We start from the raw sequence: 17,364 nt of genomic DNA on the forward strand, positions 1-17,364 counted from the left end.
TGCGCGGAATATGTTTTACGGGACATGGTAGAAGACTACCTTTCTCCGGCTGAACGCCGGGGCTAGCCTATGTCCACCAACAGGGGGTCAGGTCCAACTTATTAACACGATGGTTAGCATTCCTACCAAAACCGAACGAATAAACCGAGTAGACATGCGCAAAACCTCCCATGTCGCACAAATAGGTAAAAATCGTTTCCAGAAAGCACAAAGCGGCATTCATGTAAGTGAAATATTGTCTCAGCACTATATTCAGGGACAGAATGCGGGTCAAACAACATCTATTATTTACCCAGGCGAAAACCATGCACAGACACAGCGCCAGAAAATGAGCACCTGCACATATGCAGACCCTTTTTCCTGGTCAATAGTTGCTAAACTTTTTCGGTGCTAAAGAATGAGGAGAGCGAGAGGACTGCTGTGGTTACGTTAACTGGACCTTCGGGACGATCTGCGGCGCTGCAAGCACCATCACTTCTGAGCCGGTCTCAGAAGCCGAAGCAGCCAGCATCTTCTAGCACCTCTTCTTGGCGTAACTCCGAGTGGACCATTCCTCCTGCCCCGCGCTGGCACTGGCGTTTGACGGTTGTAGTTATCGCGGTTTATATACTTTTGTCTGTTTTTGCGGTAACTACTTCTTCGCTCGGCAACCAATTTAGAAACGGACCGGACTCGGTAACAATCGGTCCACCCCAGCCAATGAGATCTGATGAGTTCATGGCTGGAACCCCAATGGAACTTTCCATGATGGAAACCGGCGACATGCCCACCACCGGCCCGCTTTCCGAAGAATCTTCCATTGTGCAACGAATCCCTATCGGGCCTATCCAACACTTGGTTTTCTGGGATACCACGCTCCTCAAGGTTTTTAATTTCCTTCCGGATGCACAGCACTTTGCCGCAAACTGGTGGCTTTCTACATTAGTTTTGTTGCTGGCTTTGCCCTACTGGATAGTTCTCATGGGTGGGAGGTGGAACCTAGGTTGGGCAGCGGCTTTTCTTGCTGTTTTCTCACCCGCGAATTGGTGGTGGACTCACCAGATTTCCGACCAAGTGGGCTTCACTGTGCTTGGTTGCGTGTGCCTACTTCTCGCAGCGCGCTACGCGGAGCGGCGTAGTTGGAAACCTGCCGGCTTACTTGGAGTATTGGCGGCTATCTTGCTAGCTGGAATCGCGAGCCGTTACCTTGTGTGGTCTCTGATTCTGGGTGGGGGCATACTGCTAGCCACCGGTGTTAAGGTCCTCACACGCTGGGATCGGCGGTCCCTCACACTTTTAGGTAGTACTGCCGTTGGCACAATAATGTTGGTAGCAGGAATCATGTGGGAAGGTCGAAAAGGTCTTGCCGCTCTTTCTAGCGCGGTATATCCGGGGCAACGCCTCTCCACCGGAGAGGCCCTAGATATGGGCTGGATTTTTTCTGCCAACTTCCTCTTTGGCTTGAACCGGACGCACGTCAAACCGGTGCCGATGCCCGGCTCCTATGCCGGTAACATTAGTGAGCTAGCAACATCATGGAATTTCCTGCTTATCATTATTCCATTCGTCTTAGTGCTGGTTTATCAGCGGCAAAAACTCATTGACCGACTTCCTGAAATCGCGCTCGGCATTTGGTGTCTCATCTGGTTCAGCTGGTCCTTCGTGGGAACGGGCGGATTCGGCGTAAAAATTCCACTTCTCAATTCGGTGCCGGTGGCTCGCACCGTTGAAGTGGTAGGTACGCTCATAGCCGTTTGGCTCATGCTTTCATTGAGCAAGATCCGGGAAGGCCAGCTGGGCACGGCATTAGCTGCTTCCGCCGTCGTCGCCTTGCTACTGATGCATTCCGGGTCTGAACTCTTGGTTCGTTATTTACCCCGGTTCTCCTATAAAGATGTCATTTTCTGGGCCTTTATTGGCACCGCGGTAACCTTCATTTTCGTGTATCGGCCACGCCGGACTATCACTACAGCGGTCGCCGCGGCACTTGGAATTTCCAGTATTGCCGCAACTCCACCAATTCAGCTCGGACTGGGCTCTTTCCGCGGTACAGACGCCTCTAATATGTTGCGTGAAGCAGGAAAGGAAGCGCGTGCTAACGACGAATTATGGGTAGCCGATTCGATGGCCGGAAATGCACTACTTATCGCAAACGGAGTGCCCACACTCTCGGGGCTTCTACGTTCCGGTCCGGTAGATTCCGAATGGCAAAAACTAGATCCGGATAATAGCCATAAGAAGTACTGGAGTCGTGGTGGCGGGTATATCTTCTTTGATTGGTCTCGTTATTCGACGCCGATCTTCAGCAACCCGAATTACGATGTGGTGCAAGTACTGCTCAGCCCATGCGAATTAGCGCAACGATTCCCAAATCTGACGACTATTGTTTCCACCCGCGACCTTTCTGACGGATACTTGGGCACACGCGGGTTTAAGTGCCTGGAACCCGCGGGGACGTTCACAATTGAACGTTGGGCAGAACACAACACCCCGGCCGAGTATTTCGAACCAGAAGAACCAGAAGCTACGGCGCGTACGATTGCTCCGGCAGAAGGCGCCGCGCCTACCCCGACGCCCACGGTTAAATCCGGCACACCAACGCGTACCCTTCTCGAAGAGGCAAACGTAAAGGAGCGGGCGCGAAAGAATCAGCAATACATTTACAAGATTGTGCGCGAGCAGTAATTCGTGACTCACCAACGGAGAAAGCGGCCGCCCCGGCAAAAACCTTGCCGGGGCGGCCGCTTTTATCCGCTTATCTACTGCGCTTTTTGCGGCCCGGTATCGGCTGTTCCGGTTTGGCCGGGCGTTAGCGGCGCGTGCTTGTCTTTACGCATGAGCATCGAAGCGGTGATCCCCAAAAGCAGGTCTGCACAGGTAGTAAAAACGCGGGAAAGGAGCACCACCACCACAATTTCACCGTAGCCAACCGCGGTGGAAAGCACTGCGGCAAGGGCAACTTCCCGCACGCCAATGCCGGCGGGTACAAAGAAGACCAGGAAGCCAGCGATCCACCCGAGGGCGTAGCCGCCCACCAGGAGAATATAAGTTTCCATGCTGGTGGCCATGCCTAATTCGATGAGCATAAGCCACAGTTGCAGGCCAATAATCAGCCAAGAAGCACAAGCCCAACCGGCTGCATGAAGAGTACCACTGGCAGATAATGGGCGTTCTAGAGGTTCGCGGCCCAGGATCCGCAAAGCAATATTGACCAGGTGGTTAAGTACCCACGGGGTGAGGCAAATCAGTGCTATCGGGAGCAAATAAGGCACCCATATATGTTCGCGCATTATCTCTGCCGGCCCATAAATAACCGCGAGAAGAGCGAAAACTAGGCCGGTTCCCACTGATATTGCCATCGATATCAGGAGTGCGAAGAAGGAACGGCGGCCAGAAATTTTATAGTCCCGCCCGATTTCCGCGGCGGCCACGAAATTCCATACCCCACCGGGCAAGTATTTTGCTACCTGGGAGGAAAAGAAAATTCGGCGGGCCACCCGCGGCGGCACCGGTTCCCCAATATCGTTGATAACCGCCCGCCACGAAAGCATGGTGGCGGGAACGTAGAGCACCGCCATTAGGAAGGCCGAAACAAGGGTGATCGGAGTGAGTTGGCTGGCGGCCGCTACCACTTCTTCCCAATTAGCAACCACTGCCCAGATAGCCGCGACCACCGCCAAAACCATAAAACCCGTCCGGAAGATTGGGCCGCGCAGGAATGCCACTATTTTCCGGCCCGCGGTTTTTATTGCATTACCCACGCTTACTCCTTTTCTGCCGCGCTTAGGCACGCCCCTCGTGGCTTGTGCAGCTAGCGTTACTTGCATAGCTAGAGCTACTTGCACGGTTAGCGCCGCTTGCACTACTTGCCAGCTCGCGCTAGTTGCCAGCTCGCGCGGCTTGCGCAGCTAGCGTTGTTTACTCCGATAACGCCACTGCCGTGTGCACGGGGTGCTGTGTCCTCTTATGATGCCGTGTTCACTTGGCATCTACCATTGGGCCCGTTTACCGGCCCTTTACAAACCTACCTGGTTAAACCGAGCCGGCGTGCCAAAGGCGTGGCCACATTTGCCGGATGGAATGTCTTATCGGCAAGCTGGCTCGCCGCAAGCTGCATATCCTGTAAAACTTGCGGACTATCCAAAAGTTCCGCAAGCGCTTCTGCGATAGCTTCCGAATTACCCGGCTGGGCATACAGGCACGCCTCCCCGAGTATTTCCCGCTGCGGAACCGTATCCGAGGTAACGGTGGCGAGGCCGGCCGCCATTCCTTGATAAACCTTATTTGGCACTACTCGCAAAGCCTTCGCCGAAGTGCCAAAAATACCCAGGTTGATATCGTGGCGGGCAATAACCGCCGGCAGTTCTGCGGCATCCACCCAGTTTTCCCAGGTTACGCGCACATCTCCCACGCCCGCGCCCAAAATACTTTCTGTCTCGCCGCGTTCCTGGCCATCCCCGATCATGGTTACTTCGGCCTTGTATCCGGCCTCACCCAAAAGTGCCAAAGCCCGCGCAATATGCGGCGCGCCCTGTAGCGGCGTATACAAACCATAAAAAACAATTCGTGGTGGCCGGGCAGCTATGTCCGCACTAGTTCGCCGTTGCTGGCGAGCCGCGAAATATTCTTCGGGAGCACCTACTGGTACTACCACTGCGCGCTCCCGCAACTCGGTGGGAACCATCTCCCGATGCTGCGGGGTATCAAGCACGATAATATCGGCACTGCGTAAAGCCGCCGTATCGAGCGCTCCCAGAGCCGTATTTTTCAGGCCCCCATCAAGTTGCCGGTCCGCCGCGGTATCCCGGGCAAATATGAGATGATCCAGCACGATCGTCGAATGCGGGAATAAACGCCGCGCCAAGAGCACGTCAAAGTGGCCCAGGTAACCAACCACTACGGCGTCGGGCCGCCAGGCACCGCGAAAACGCCGTGCCTGGCGGGCAAGGCGCCCCCAGCAGGAGGCGAGCCGGCCCCCGAAACGCGCCGCAGCGAGTGGATTACGTAGGGCATCCACCCGCCCGGCGGTACCAATACCGAGTGGTACGTTGAGTTCCCGCACCGTTGCCCCATGTTCGGCCAGGCCGCGGAGGATAATACCAACCCGCGGGTGGGAAGAAACATCGTAGGTACCAAAGCCGAGAACCCTCATACACACTCCGTTACTTGTCCGTTTCTGATACCGGTGCCGGCGTTACATCCGCGAGTACTTCCGGAGCGGCTACTCGCCAACGTTCTAACCAGTTACCGATCGGTTCCACTCCGGCCCGTTCCAAAGCGTCGTGGCCGAGCACCGAGAAATGCGGGCGCGGAGCGGCACGGTTGAAAGCGGCAGCCGTGGTCTGCTTGACGATTTCTGGGTCTTTCCCGATCGAGGTCATGATTTCCCGAGTGAAATTCCACCAGTTGGTTTTTCCAGAAGCCGTGCCGTGATAGATCCCGGAAGGCGCCTGGGCAGCAACCAGCCGCACAATCAGATCCGCCAGATCGCAAGTCCAGGTAGGTTGGCCAACTTCATCGGTAACCACGGTGAGTTCATCGTGGGTTTGGGAGAGCCGGATCATCGTCTTCGGGAAGCAGTTGCCATGCGCGCCATACAGCCAGGCAGTGCGAATAATGTAGTAGTCATCAGTGTTTGTACGTACCGCCCACTCTCCGGCAGCCTTTGTGCGGCCATATGCGCTACGCGGGGCGAGAAGACCATCTTCTTCATAAGGGTCTACGGCGTCACCCGAAAAAACATAGTCCGTGGAAATATGCACGAGCTTCGCCCCGATTTCGGCAGCCCGGCGAGCGAGGATTTCGGGCCCGGTAGCATTCGTGGTGAAAGCTGCCGCTTCCTCTTCTTCCGCCTTATCGACGGCGGTGTATGCGGCAACGTTAACGATCACATCCGCATCTTTAATTACCTGCCGTACGCTTGCCGGATCGGTAATATCAATCTCGTTGCGATCTAGCGCAACCACATCATGTTCCTCGCGTAGCACTCGCTGCACGAGGTCTTGACCGAGCATTCCCTTCGCTCCGGTAATGATCCAACGCATTCAACATGTCCTTTGATCGAGGGTGCGCAGCGTTATACCTGCACAATTCCTGAAAGTTTAGCGCTGATTATTGCCCCGCGCGCCATGCCACCGATTATGTGGCCGAACGCGCGGGGCATACCTAGCAACTAAATAAAAGATAACCAATGGCTAATTGCCAGGGTACTCCTACTGGCTCTTACCTCTAGGAGTAGATCGCATCGCGAAGAGCGAGCAAGTAAGTCCTCCCGAATCGGGTGGTGGGTTCCAGTACGGCGCCTTCCGCCCATTCGTTCCAGGCGTTGATGAAGAGCATCCGATCTGCTGGTTCGCGCGCGGCCAAGGTATCCATTAAGGCACCCACCCAGCGGCGGAAGGAGTAGGGATTAGATCCGTACCAAGTATCTGCCCGCCACTGGCGCCGCGCAGTGTTATCAAAAGTGACCATAGCTCCCGGATAATCGTGATCCTCCAGCTCCGGTGCCTGCGCAATGGACGCTTCCAGAGAACCCTGATAGCTCATAAAGTTTCCACGCCAACGCGAATCCAATCCCACTTCCGCAGCCGGGCCAGCTACCCACGGCAGGTTATGGGGTGGGAATTGTAGCGTGCCATCCAGCCCGTTTTCTTCCACGGTGCCTTCCAGAGAATCGAAATCCTTCGCTACTGCTACGGCCAGCACATACAGTTCTCCCACGCCCGCGGCCCGCGCCCGGCGGCGCCATTCGGCTACTACTTCCGGGAAATTATGCATCTGCCCGGGCCGATATACCGCGATAATTGGCTTGTCTTTGTAACGCATATAGCGCGGGTCCGCCAGAAATTCCATAATGTCATCAATGAAATCTTCCGCGGGAACGCGATCATAATCCTGCCCGATGAGGACGTCTTGCGAACGCCCGTCCCACCGCCGCGTCCAGTTTTCGTTCGCCCACATAATGCAATATGGGGTTTGAATATCCGAAGCGTGCAGCTTTTCAATCGGCAGGTTCAAAAGCCTTTCTCCGGAGAACCAATAGTAGTAGTACATGAAACCGGCGATGCCGTGCGCGCTGGCAAGTTCTTGCTGTGCCTGGCGCACCGAATCGCGTGCTAGATCATAAAAACCGAGTTCTGTGGGGATTTTCGGCTGGTAGTGCCCGCCATAGGCAGGCACCGCCGAAGTTACGTTAGTCCACTCCGTAAAGCCTTTCCCCCACCAGCGGTTGTTATGCGGAGAATCATGGAACTGTGGCAAATAGAAAGGAATAACCCGCGCCCGTGCCTGCCGGCTAGCATCGCGCGCATAACGTTGCCAGCCATTATCCGCGGGGGTAGCGGCATGGTCTGTTTCCTTTCCGGTTTCGGTATCGGTCGCAGATACCTCCAAAAGCTGCGGGGTTTCTGCCAGCGTGAGGCCCGCCTCCTCGGTCACAATCCCGAGTATGCGTTCGACGGCGTGCGCCGTCGTTCCATCAATTTGCCCGGCTTCCTCATCAAAATCTAGACGCTGCAGATTAAAGGCACGCAAACCTTGCAATATGAAACCGCGCGTCCAATACATAGATCCCGAAGCGAAACGCAACTTATCCGGATCAATTCGTAGCTCAATACGGCACAGCAGCTGTTCCACCAACCGCTGGTCACCACCCCAATATTCGCTACCCACAATGGAATCGCGAGCGGTAACGGTACCTAGGGAAGTATCTGCGGCAAAAGCATTTAGAATGCCACGAACGGTTTCTTCAGAACCCACAAGATCGGTAAGGAACTGATCTTTCCACACCTGCCCGCTGCCTTCCAAGGTGGCATGTGTTTCCCGCCAAGCACTCTTCTTCGTATGCATTTTCAAAACTAGTTCATACGGGTTGAGAACTCCTGAATTGACGAGCTGTACCAGCGGGTAAATATCCCGCCCGTGATTTTCCACTTCGACCACGAGGGTATGGCAATGCTGCTGGCTAATTTGAGCCGGAATATCCAGTTCCTGCCCGCTGGCATTGGTAATGAACAGGTCGAATTCCACCGGAATGTGCACTAGGTGGGCGAATAGTTCCGGAAGCAAATCGGGGTAGTAACAATGCAAAACCACTGCCACCCGCGCTGGGTTAGCTATCTCAAACTGCGGGTCTAGCCGCCACTGTTCCGGGAAACCAGGATTTTGCCGCCCGCCCTGCCGGGCCACGTATTCCACAAAATCGGCCGGGTGCTCCGTCCGCAAACCATGAATACTTCCCCAGCGGAGTAGGTTTGCTCCCGCGTTCCGGGCACGGGCCACCGTGTAGGAAAGGCGGCGTTCAATAGCGTTCTTGCGTCGGTCCTTCATTACCACTCCGAAATATTCTCGCCGAATTTCCGCGCGATATAGGCACGCGCTTCAGCACCTTCTTGTTCTGTAGCCGGATGCGTCATGATCGTACGCTTGAGCATGGGCACGCCCCAATCCAGCATTTTCTTCCACCCATCAATAGTGGGGTTACCGTAGGGCACTCCTAAATCCGGGCCCGCCACGAACTCCTCTGTGGAGTATCCTTCCGCGAAAGCCAGGCGAGACACCCCGAGTTCGTATTGGAGCACCACATCGTCTTTGCCGGGTTGTACCCGAATGGAGTTGAAAAATTCCACCCACGGGTCATCGGCAAGAATGCCACCTCGGAAACACAGGAAATAGCTTTGCAGATGCCGCGCAAATTGATATGAACTGGTTAGTGCACGAATATCTGGAATGCCGGGTTGCGCCGCCCAACTCAAGATTTCTGCGAGCGGGGCGAAGGGGCCGAGCATGGAATCATTCGTCAGGAGTACCACGGATTTTTCCCGTACCCGTGGCAAAACGCCGAGGGCGGTAGCCCAGGAACCGAAATCGTAGCCAATGTTCGGCCGGCGCATAATAATCGTCTGTTCCGGTAAACCATGTGGGAACTCTAATTTCCCAGTGCATGGTGCCACCGAAATTACAACCGGCAGGAAATCATTGCGCGCAAGTTCTTCCAAATACCGGGAAAGGGAACGCGGTTGGGCTTCACCAACCGAGTATTGGGCGATCAAGGCTACCCGCTCCGAATATTCGAGAGCATCAATATCTCCGCGTTCTATGCGTACTTGCCCGCGCGATGCTTCGGAGACGAGCTCGCCGTTTTTCCAGTGGAATACCCTCATCGCAAGTGCGCTCCGAACCTGCGCTTAGCCAAGCGCAGCGGTGCAGTTGCGCGCCAGGAATCAGAATTGCGCAAGGTTGCCAACTGTTCCCACGCATTGTCAAGTAGTCGCTCGGACCGGCGCAGACGCGCTTCCACTTCCTCCCGGGCCAACCGCTCCTGGGCTAATTGACCTTGCGTAGCTCTCAGCGCGGCGCGTAACTGCCTTAGCTCTTCGCTAGCGTTTTGTGCGTCCTTATCGGTCACAGTCACTCCTTTGCGTAGATATTTCTATCGGGGACCCTGCTGCACTACTCCATTGCCCTGGTGGCATCAGTATCACACCGGGCTGTTCAGATACCGAATCCGCGCGGACGGTGAGCTGAATTTGCCTATCTGAATAGTCAAAAATATGCCCATCTCGCACCAGGGATACCGTTAGCCAAAGAACCCCGGGTTCATAAATTACGTGATCCATACGATAGTCTACGAAGGTTTCGCCAACTTCGAAATCATACAAATTACCCGCCACGCGCGAATTGGGCCCCGCAATTGTTACTCCATTCGCAACCGCAAAACCCAGGCCAACTTCCACACGGTACCGGGTTTCTACAGCACGCACATGGATTCGCAACGTTGCCGGCTCGCCCGATTTCAAGAAAGGCATGGGATTACCGGCATCATCAATAATTTCCACACCAGTTACGCGAAGTTCCCCACTTCCCTGGTTCATCTTGAACTCATCATCACCGATTTCCTGGTTCTGCCGAATGCGTGCCTCTGCCTCCTTCGCGTTAACAGCAGAGACATAGGCGGAAATGGTCTCATCAGCAGATCCGATTTTTCGGACTTTTCCGTGTTCGAGCCAAACTACTTCGTCGCACATTTCTTTCGCTAAAGAAAGCGAATGCGTAACCAAGGCGATAGTGGTGCCTGCTTCCCGCAATTCCCGCATATGTTCAAAACATTTGCGCTGGAATTCTTCATCACCCACGGCAATGATCTCATCCACCGCCAAAATTGTGGGCTGTATAGCTACTGCTACCGCAAAACCCAACCGGACCGTCATGCCGGAGGAATACACCTTTACGGGTTCATCGATAAATCGTCCGATATCAGCAAAATCGATGATCCAGTCCATTGTGTCTTCGATTTGCTTTTTGCTGCGGCCCAGGATTGCCCCGTTGAGATAAATATTCTCCCGCCCGGTAAGTTCACCGTGGAATCCAGCGCCTAGCTCCAAGAGACCGTCCACTTTGTCTTCCACAAGAACTTTTCCCGAGGTAGGCCGATAAACTCCCGCCAAAATTTTTAGCATGGTGGATTTACCGGAGCCATTGTGGCCAATGAGCCCAAAAGTGGTGCCCTTCTTAATCTTGAAGGAAACGTCATCTAGCGCGCGGAATTCGTGGACGTGCTTGGAGCGCCCCTTCACGAAACGTTCTTTGAACGTATCGCGGCGATCCGATTGCATGCGGAAACTTTTCGTCACGTTTTCGACGACGATCGCATATTCCGAATCGTGCTCGGAACCTTGGTTTCCCTGTGTTTGCATCTTTAGATCCGTTCTCCCAAGTCCGCTCCCCATTTCCTGTATACCCAGGCGCCAAGGAGCGCCGCGAGTGCGGTCCAAGCCAGGCAGGCTAACCATTCTTCCCAGGTGCCGGCTCGCAGATCATAGGTAAGGGCCCGGAAGAGATTGATAAATTCAGCCATTGGGGAAGATTCGATGATCCAGCGCAACGGAATACCGTGCCAACTCTCCGGGACAATCGTGGAGGTATAAATAATCGGTGTGGCATAGAAAGCCAGTTGCAGGAACACTCCAACCAGATGGGCTAGATCGCGCACGTAAATATTCCAAATAGCGATGGCGGTAGCCACTCCCCAGGTGAAGATCACTAGTAACCCGAGCGCGAAAGGAATGAGGAGCCAAGTCCACGAAATGTTGCCTAGCAGCAACATAACTGCCAGGTAGATACCCACTTCAATAAGGGACTGTACGCCGATAGCAAAGCCGGCACCGAGCACCGGCGCGTAAGCGGGGAAGTACACCTTTTGCAGGAGACCTCCAGAGGAAAGGAGGCCGTTAATGCCAGCGTTCACAGAGTTTTGGAAAAATCCCCATACGGTAAGCCCGGCAAAAAGCCAGACCGCGAAGATCCCAATGCCTTCGTGCCGGGAAGCTATCCCGGGCGGAACCATGCGGAAAAGCCCGCCGAAGATAAGGGTGTAGATCGCTAGGGTGGCCATGGGCACCACGAGCGACCAAATCCAGCCCAATGCGGTACCGCTGAATTTTGCTTTCAGATCACGCTGCCCGAATGCAGTTATTAGCGTCCGGATCTGAGACAATGATCGATTTTGCCGGACGTTGGTTTTGGCCAAATTCCGGACCTCCCGCCTACGTCACATGAGTGAACCTGGCTTCTCCGGGTCCACTTTTTCCTCACTCAATCTAAGCGGAAAGTCTACTCTATGCATCTCTTTTGTACCGGGTGACGTACCATATGCTTCGAGATCATAGATTGCTGATACTTGCTCGGCTTGCGTGGCCGGGGCGGTATCGCATATAGAAAGGCGTGCTCAACATGGAAATCCAGGAACTTAAAATCGAGGGTGCGTGGGAAATTACTACCAAGCATTTCCCCGATGAACGTGGAATCTTCTTCGAAGCTTATAAGTCGAGCCTTTTTGCGGAAAAGGTGGGCCATAAGCTCGATCTGCGCCAGGCGAATATTTCAGTTTCTAAGGCGGGAACCGTGCGCGGTATCCATTTTGCGGAGATCCCGCCTTCGCAGGCCAAATATGTAGTGTGCCCGCGCGGCGCCGTGCTGGATTTTGTGGTGGATATCCGAGTGGGCTCCCCCACCTTCGGGCAGTGGGATTCGGTGCTTTTGGATGATGAGAGCCGGAAGGCGATCTACATTTCCGAAGGTTTGGGCCATTGCTTCGTGGCGCTCGAAGATAATTCCACGGTGCTTTACATGTGTTCGGCCGAATACGCGCCCGGCCGCGAACACGGCATCAACCCGCGGTGCCAAGAAATTGGTTTGGAATACCCCGAGACCGGCCGCAACGGCGAGAAACTCGAGCTGCTGCTTTCGGAGAAAGACACCGCCGCCCCCGGCCTTAGTGAAGCCCAGGCACAAGGTCTTCTCCCCACCTACGCCGATTACCAAAAGTTCCAGGCAGGTTTGCGCGCCTAGTGGGAACACAGTTTGCAGATCGGGAAGTTACCCACCCGGAAGCCGCAGGGCAGGAAGTTACAGACCAAGACGTCGCAGGGCGGGAAACGCCGCGGGTGGTAGCAGTAGTCGTTACGTACAACCCGCCGGCGCTTTCTGCCTTATTGGAAGCGCTGAGCGCACAGGTAGCGGCCGTCGTCGTGGTCGATAACGGCTCTGCTAGTGCCACTGTGCGCGAACTTTCGGCACTCTGCGCGCGCGCCGGCGCTGATTTTCTGGCCACCGGTACCAATCTGGGGATAGCAGCCGCACAGAACTTAGGTATTTCCCGGGCCCGCGAGCTCGAAGCCACCCATATTTTGCTTTCCGATCACGATTCTGTGCCGGCGCCCGATATGGTTTCGCTTTTATTGGCCGGCTTGGAGACCGATCCGCGGATCGGGGCAGCCGGCCCGCTTCCCGCAGAAGATCGCGCGGGGGCCGACCAGTTGGTATATGTAGCGCGCCGCTGGGCGCCTAAGCGCGCCTACCCGGAAGAGCTGGCGCAAGAGATTTTAGACGTGGCATTTCTGGTTGCTTCCGGATGCCTTATCCGCGTGGAGTGTTTAGACGACGTCGGTGATATGAACACCGCGATGTTTATCGACCATGTGGACCTGGAATGGGGTTTGCGGGCCCATGCCCGCAAATGGCGATTGATCTGCGTGCCGGCCGCGCATTTGCACCACTCCCTTGGCGATGAAGTGGTGATGCTTCCCGGCCGGGCACAACCCGTACACGTGCACTCCCCCATGCGCAATTACTACATTGTGCGTAACACTCTTGATTTGGTGCGGCACGGCCGGGCCCTAATGCCCACCCGGTGGCGGATTCGTTACACCTGGTGGGCAGGCAAATATGTGGCCTTCAATGGTTTCCTCATTGATCGGGGCTCGGAAAGGCGCCGTGAACTATTCGCCGGTATCCGCGACGCCGTGCGCGGGCGGCGTGGCCGACGCGGTATCAGTTAGCGCCGGCTCGCTGCGTTTTTGCGGTGCCGGCTCGCTGCCTTGTTGGGGTGCCGGCTCGCTGCGTTTTTGCGGTGCCGGCTCGTGGCGTTGTTGGGGTGCCGGCGGGCCGTACAGCAGCTCCTTGGTTCGTTCCAAGTTGTCTTCTATGAGAGTGCGGTTGGTTTTCTGCAGATCCGCAACGATCAGAATCGTTACCGAAATGATCGAGGCCACGAGCATCGCCGAGCCGAAAATTAGAGATTGGATATGCCCCGCGCCATAACCCATCAAGTAGAAAACCAGGAAGCGGATGAAGGGAATGAGCCCAATGATTCCCGTTAGTATGGCAGTAAGTCCCAAGGGCACATGGGGTTTAAACATCAGGTAGGAACGAATAATCGCCCACCCGGATTTAAACATGTGTTGCCAAATGTTTTTGAAGAGACGCGATTCGCGCGTCTTCGGGTTTGTGGTAATCGGGATGGAAGCAATTCGCAGCTGCTTATTTCCTGCTTGGATAATTGTTTCCATGCAGTAGGAGAATTGCGTGATCACGTTCAGACGGTAGAGAGCAAGCCGCGAATACGCCCGGAAGCCCGAGGCGGCATCCGGTAGCTTCGTGCCGGCGGCGCGGTTTACTACGGCAGATCCAAAGGCCTGCATCTTCCGTTTGAACCAGGAGAATTCTTTGATCGTGGCGGTCTGCCTATCCCCGATCGCAATATCGGCTTCTCCACGCACCAGTGGTTCCACGAGGCGAATGATCTCTGATTGTGGATACTGGTTATCGCCGTCGGTATTCACCACGATATCGGCACCGTGTGCTAAAGCGTAATCGGTACCGTCCCGGAAAGAACGTGCTAACCCTTGGTTGCCGGCGTGGTGCACAAAATGTTTCACCCCGTGTGCTTTGGCTACCTCGACCGTGCGGTCGGTGGAGCCGTCGTTGATAACCAAGATTTCTACTTCGGAAACACCAGGGATTTCCCGCGGGATTGAATCAATCACCGTCCCGAGGGTCGCTTCTTCGTTCAGGCACGGGATCTGCACGAATACCTTCACTTATTTTTACCTTTCCGCTTACTGATCGCCGCTCCGCCAAGGATACCGAGGGTTCCGAGGAGGCAAAGCAGGGAAACCCACTTGCCCTTTTCGAAGTATGGATTCCGATATTTCAAAGTAATAACGTGTTCGCCCGCATCTGGAACAAAAACTGCTCCCGCGAAATACTCTGCCGGCACAATTTCTGTGCTCTGCCCATCAAGGCTAGCCTGCCACCCCTTGTGCCGCAGATTTTCAGCTACTACTACCCAGCCCGGGCCATCGGAGCGCACCGTAATATAGGTATCATCCGGGTTCGGTGTATCAATATTAGTAATTTCCCCGGTACCTAAAGGTTCCGCACGTACGACATCGGGAGATTCCAAAATCACCGCTTCTCCGGGCGTTTCCGGATCGTCCATAATGTCTAACCGCTCCTGCGGATCTGTGGCTACGATTTGCTCATCTGCCCAGCGGATGCGATGGAGTACCCCCGGCCGCTCAAAAATAAACGTGCCGTCATAGAAAGCAAGTTCCATCCCCAGCTCTTCCATGAAGCTAAGCGGCTTGCTGACGAGATTTCCTGTCTCATTTACGCCCACGGTAGCCTGCGCATCGGTATCTTCAAGACTGAGCTGAGCTTGCCACATTTGATCTTCCGGGATCGCAGTTCCATCAATCGGTAACACCATCGGATCGATCATGCCGTCCAAGGGAATGCGGCTTTCTGCTAGGAGGTTGCCCTCCAAGTCTGTAATCTGCAGGTGCGAAATACCGTTATTTTGCCTCAATCCTTCATCGCCAAAGGAACGAATTAGTAGGGCATCCAACGGCCCTTGCTGAATTTCGCTCGTAACAGTATCACCACCGGAGCTGAGTGCATACGATACCACTGGCTCCATATCCTCTACTGCATCGGAAACGCTCAACGATAGGTCTTCCGGGCCCGTCACAAAGTAGCGTGCGGCCAATCTGTCGTAGATTCCATGCTCCGCAGCCCCGCGCAGTCCCTTCCAGCTCGTCATCGAATAAGTAGCTGAGAGTCTTCCATCTGGATCAATTCTTTCCAGCATTTCCACATATCTCGGATCCGTAAACTTGTGCCCATTCATGCTTCGTAGGTTGTATGCATCTTGCGATCCTGTAAGCATTGCTATAGATACGGGCGCAAATCGATCCTGCCCCAAATTAGCTGCCAGAAAGTCGTGTGTTGCGGTAGGAGGGTAGAAACTTTCCGTACTGGACTGCGGCCACCACGTGCGGGCGGTCGCGGTAGCCGGGCCGGCAACTAGCCCGCCGCAAGCTGCAAGGGCCAGCGCCCGGGTGCGTTCTTCTTTGGAGGTCACGCACAACGCAATAATTACCAGCACCGCCAGTAAAGTACCTACCACATACCCCATGGTCACTCCGTGCTGAATGACTTGGGAGGGGTAGTCTTCTGCAAGCTTTTCCAGCGCCAGATTCTCACTATCGCGCAACTGGTAGCCGCAATATACGATCACCGCTCCGGCGAAAATCGTGCGGATCCTCGGGTACCAACGCTGTTGCAAGCGGTCGCGCGCCTCATTCCAGCGAGGCGCGCCTCCATAGAGCGTGTGCGCACCTATCGCGGCCAGCACAACGAATGCCAGGTCCATGACTACCCGTACGCGGCCCAGGAAAGAGCTAGCCAAGAAAGGCATCTTGAGAAGCCAATGAGTCACGATGTCCTCACCGTATAGTCCGGTAAGGAGAAGAACCGCTACTATCGCAAAATAGCTTGCGATACCGCGCTTTGCCGTATATGCAAATAAAACTCCGATTGCGGCTAAAACCAAGGTTGTGGCACCTATGTAAGACAGGCCTTCCACCCAATGTGTAGGCCATTTAGCCAAATCAAAATCAACTCCGAAGATAGACGGATCCAGGGCGGTAGCTAAATCCTCTTTCGGCAATGGGCCGCTGCCTCGCTGCCGTGTTTCAAAATCAACGTAGGTTCTCGAGAAATCTAGGAACGGGAGCATTTGTATAGCGGAAAGGCCCAGGCCTAGCATGCCCCCGAGGAGGCCGCGGGCAAGCGTACGGAGAGCTTCGCGTATCCCCTGCCATTCGGTAACAAAACGTAGAAGGAAAAACCCGCCGGCAAGGTATAACCCGTAAATCGCCACCGCGGGGAACCCGCCCAGCAGTAGCGAAGCTAGCACCAGCCCGAACCAGGCACTAGTTGTCCACTTTCTGCGGCTCACCAGCGCTTCTGCGCTCCATAGCAAGAGGGGCAGCATGGCCGCTACCCGGGTTTGCGGCCACCCCGTCCAAGCGAGCATGAATCCCGAGCTCATGTACATGAGGGTGGCCAATGGTACCGTGAAATTAGCGAATTTCCATCGGCGCCGGAGCAACAGGAAGAATCCGAGCGCTACCGCTATCGTTTCGCATATTTTTACGCCTGCCGGAGCGTAGGCGGCGGGCATAATCCACCAGGGTAAGGAGAGTGGGGAAAGAAGCGCCACATTGGGCACCGCGCCACCTTCGGTACCTCCAACTTGGTTGGGATTCCACTGCGGATAGTGCCCAGCGCGCGCGGACTCAGTAATGAAAATGGATTCAGGAAGAACACTATCGTATACATCCCATTGCCCGCTATTTGGGATCTGATCCTTTTCAGATTCGAGCGTCCACCGCCACGGGTCTGCCATTTGCAGGAGGCCCGTTGGCCCAAAAACCTTGCTAGAAGTCATCCCCGGCAAAACCGTGACCGCCAAAAATCCGAAAAGGAAGAGCCAGAGCACCGTGCTGGCAATACCATCTGCGGATCGGAAAAAATCGCAAATCCGGCCCCAGCGCGTGCGCGTAGGAGTGCCTACCGGTACTTCGAAAGCAACCGGGGTCCCCGCGTTCAATACTTCCTCCTGCGGAAGGTTCCCGGCAGTGTCTACGCGCGGCATACGCTTCCCTCACTCCTTTTCTCGTGTTACTCGCACCACCGGCCCACAGTACGAAACTTGGGCGGCATTTGGCGCAATGAGCACGCCGGCAGAAATTCCGGCTT

General features: G+C 55.1%; 12 protein-coding genes. 3 read left to right on the forward strand and 9 right to left on the reverse strand.

All coding sequences use genetic code 11. The features are described 5' to 3' along the window. Positions 1-420: 420 nt before the first annotated feature. The gene (locus BLT47_RS06845; RefSeq protein ID WP_420865597.1) at positions 421-2,664 is read left to right on the forward strand and encodes a DUF7657 domain-containing protein; all 2,244 of its coding nucleotides are present in this window, start codon (positions 421-423) and stop codon (positions 2,662-2,664) included. Between the two features lie 74 nt (positions 2,665-2,738). On the opposite strand, the gene BLT47_RS06850 is transcribed toward BLT47_RS06845, so the two are convergent. From BLT47_RS06850 to BLT47_RS06880, 7 genes are all read right to left on the reverse strand, one after another. Further along, positions 2,739-3,740: a lysylphosphatidylglycerol synthase transmembrane domain-containing protein gene (locus BLT47_RS06850; protein ID WP_256332573.1), complete on the reverse strand. Its 1,002-nt coding sequence runs from the start codon at positions 3,738-3,740 to the stop codon at positions 2,739-2,741. A 263-nt stretch (positions 3,741-4,003) separates the two neighbouring features. Continuing rightward, positions 4,004-5,131 carry a glycosyltransferase family 4 protein gene (locus BLT47_RS06855; RefSeq protein ID WP_074663131.1) on the reverse strand — a complete coding sequence of 376 codons (1,128 nt, stop codon included), beginning with the start codon at positions 5,129-5,131 and terminating at the stop codon, positions 4,004-4,006. 10 nt (positions 5,132-5,141) lie between these two features. Then, the gene (rfbD, locus tag BLT47_RS06860; RefSeq protein ID WP_074663133.1) at positions 5,142-6,023 is read right to left on the reverse strand and encodes a dTDP-4-dehydrorhamnose reductase; all 882 of its coding nucleotides are present in this window, start codon (positions 6,021-6,023) and stop codon (positions 5,142-5,144) included. A gap of 184 nt (positions 6,024-6,207) precedes the next feature. After that, the gene (locus BLT47_RS06865; RefSeq protein WP_083330143.1) at positions 6,208-8,307 is read right to left on the reverse strand and encodes a glycoside hydrolase family 99-like domain-containing protein; all 2,100 of its coding nucleotides are present in this window, start codon (positions 8,305-8,307) and stop codon (positions 6,208-6,210) included. Then, a complete protein-coding gene (locus tag BLT47_RS06870) occupies positions 8,307-9,140 on the reverse strand; it encodes a rhamnan synthesis F family protein (protein WP_083330144.1) in 834 nt (277 codons plus the stop codon). The genes BLT47_RS06865 and BLT47_RS06870 overlap by 1 nt, the downstream gene beginning before the upstream one ends. A gap of 234 nt (positions 9,141-9,374) precedes the next feature. Next, the gene (locus BLT47_RS06875; protein WP_065414893.1) at positions 9,375-10,673 is read right to left on the reverse strand and encodes an ABC transporter ATP-binding protein; all 1,299 of its coding nucleotides are present in this window, start codon (positions 10,671-10,673) and stop codon (positions 9,375-9,377) included. Between the two features lie 2 nt (positions 10,674-10,675). Further along, a complete protein-coding gene (locus tag BLT47_RS06880) occupies positions 10,676-11,473 on the reverse strand; it encodes an ABC transporter permease (protein WP_244924511.1) in 798 nt (265 codons plus the stop codon). A 236-nt stretch (positions 11,474-11,709) separates the two neighbouring features. On the opposite strand from BLT47_RS06880, the gene BLT47_RS06885 reads away from it, so the two are divergent. Then, positions 11,710-12,327, forward strand: a complete 618-nt coding sequence (locus BLT47_RS06885; RefSeq protein ID WP_074663136.1) for a dTDP-4-dehydrorhamnose 3,5-epimerase family protein — start codon at positions 11,710-11,712, stop codon at positions 12,325-12,327. Next, the gene (locus tag BLT47_RS06890) at positions 12,327-13,316 is read left to right on the forward strand and encodes a glycosyltransferase family 2 protein (RefSeq protein WP_083330145.1); all 990 of its coding nucleotides are present in this window, start codon (positions 12,327-12,329) and stop codon (positions 13,314-13,316) included. Before BLT47_RS06885 ends, BLT47_RS06890 begins: the two co-directional genes overlap by 1 nt. Here BLT47_RS06890 and BLT47_RS06895 read toward each other — a convergent pair. Together BLT47_RS06895 and BLT47_RS06900 are read right to left on the reverse strand one after the other, a co-directional pair. Next, positions 13,257-14,357, reverse strand: coding sequence for a glycosyltransferase family 2 protein (locus BLT47_RS06895; RefSeq protein ID WP_083330146.1), 1,101 nt, complete (start codon positions 14,355-14,357; stop codon positions 13,257-13,259). The two genes, BLT47_RS06890 and BLT47_RS06895, sit on opposite strands and share 60 nt — an antisense overlap. Further along, the gene (locus tag BLT47_RS06900; protein ID WP_074663138.1) at positions 14,354-17,260 is read right to left on the reverse strand and encodes a glycosyltransferase family protein; all 2,907 of its coding nucleotides are present in this window, start codon (positions 17,258-17,260) and stop codon (positions 14,354-14,356) included. Before BLT47_RS06900 ends, BLT47_RS06895 begins: the two co-directional genes overlap by 4 nt. Positions 17,261-17,364 lie beyond the last annotated feature (104 nt).

Origin of the sequence: Actinobaculum suis (assembly GCF_900102025.1) — a bacterium.
GTDB classification, from domain to species: domain Bacteria; phylum Actinomycetota; class Actinomycetes; order Actinomycetales; family Actinomycetaceae; genus Actinobaculum; species Actinobaculum suis.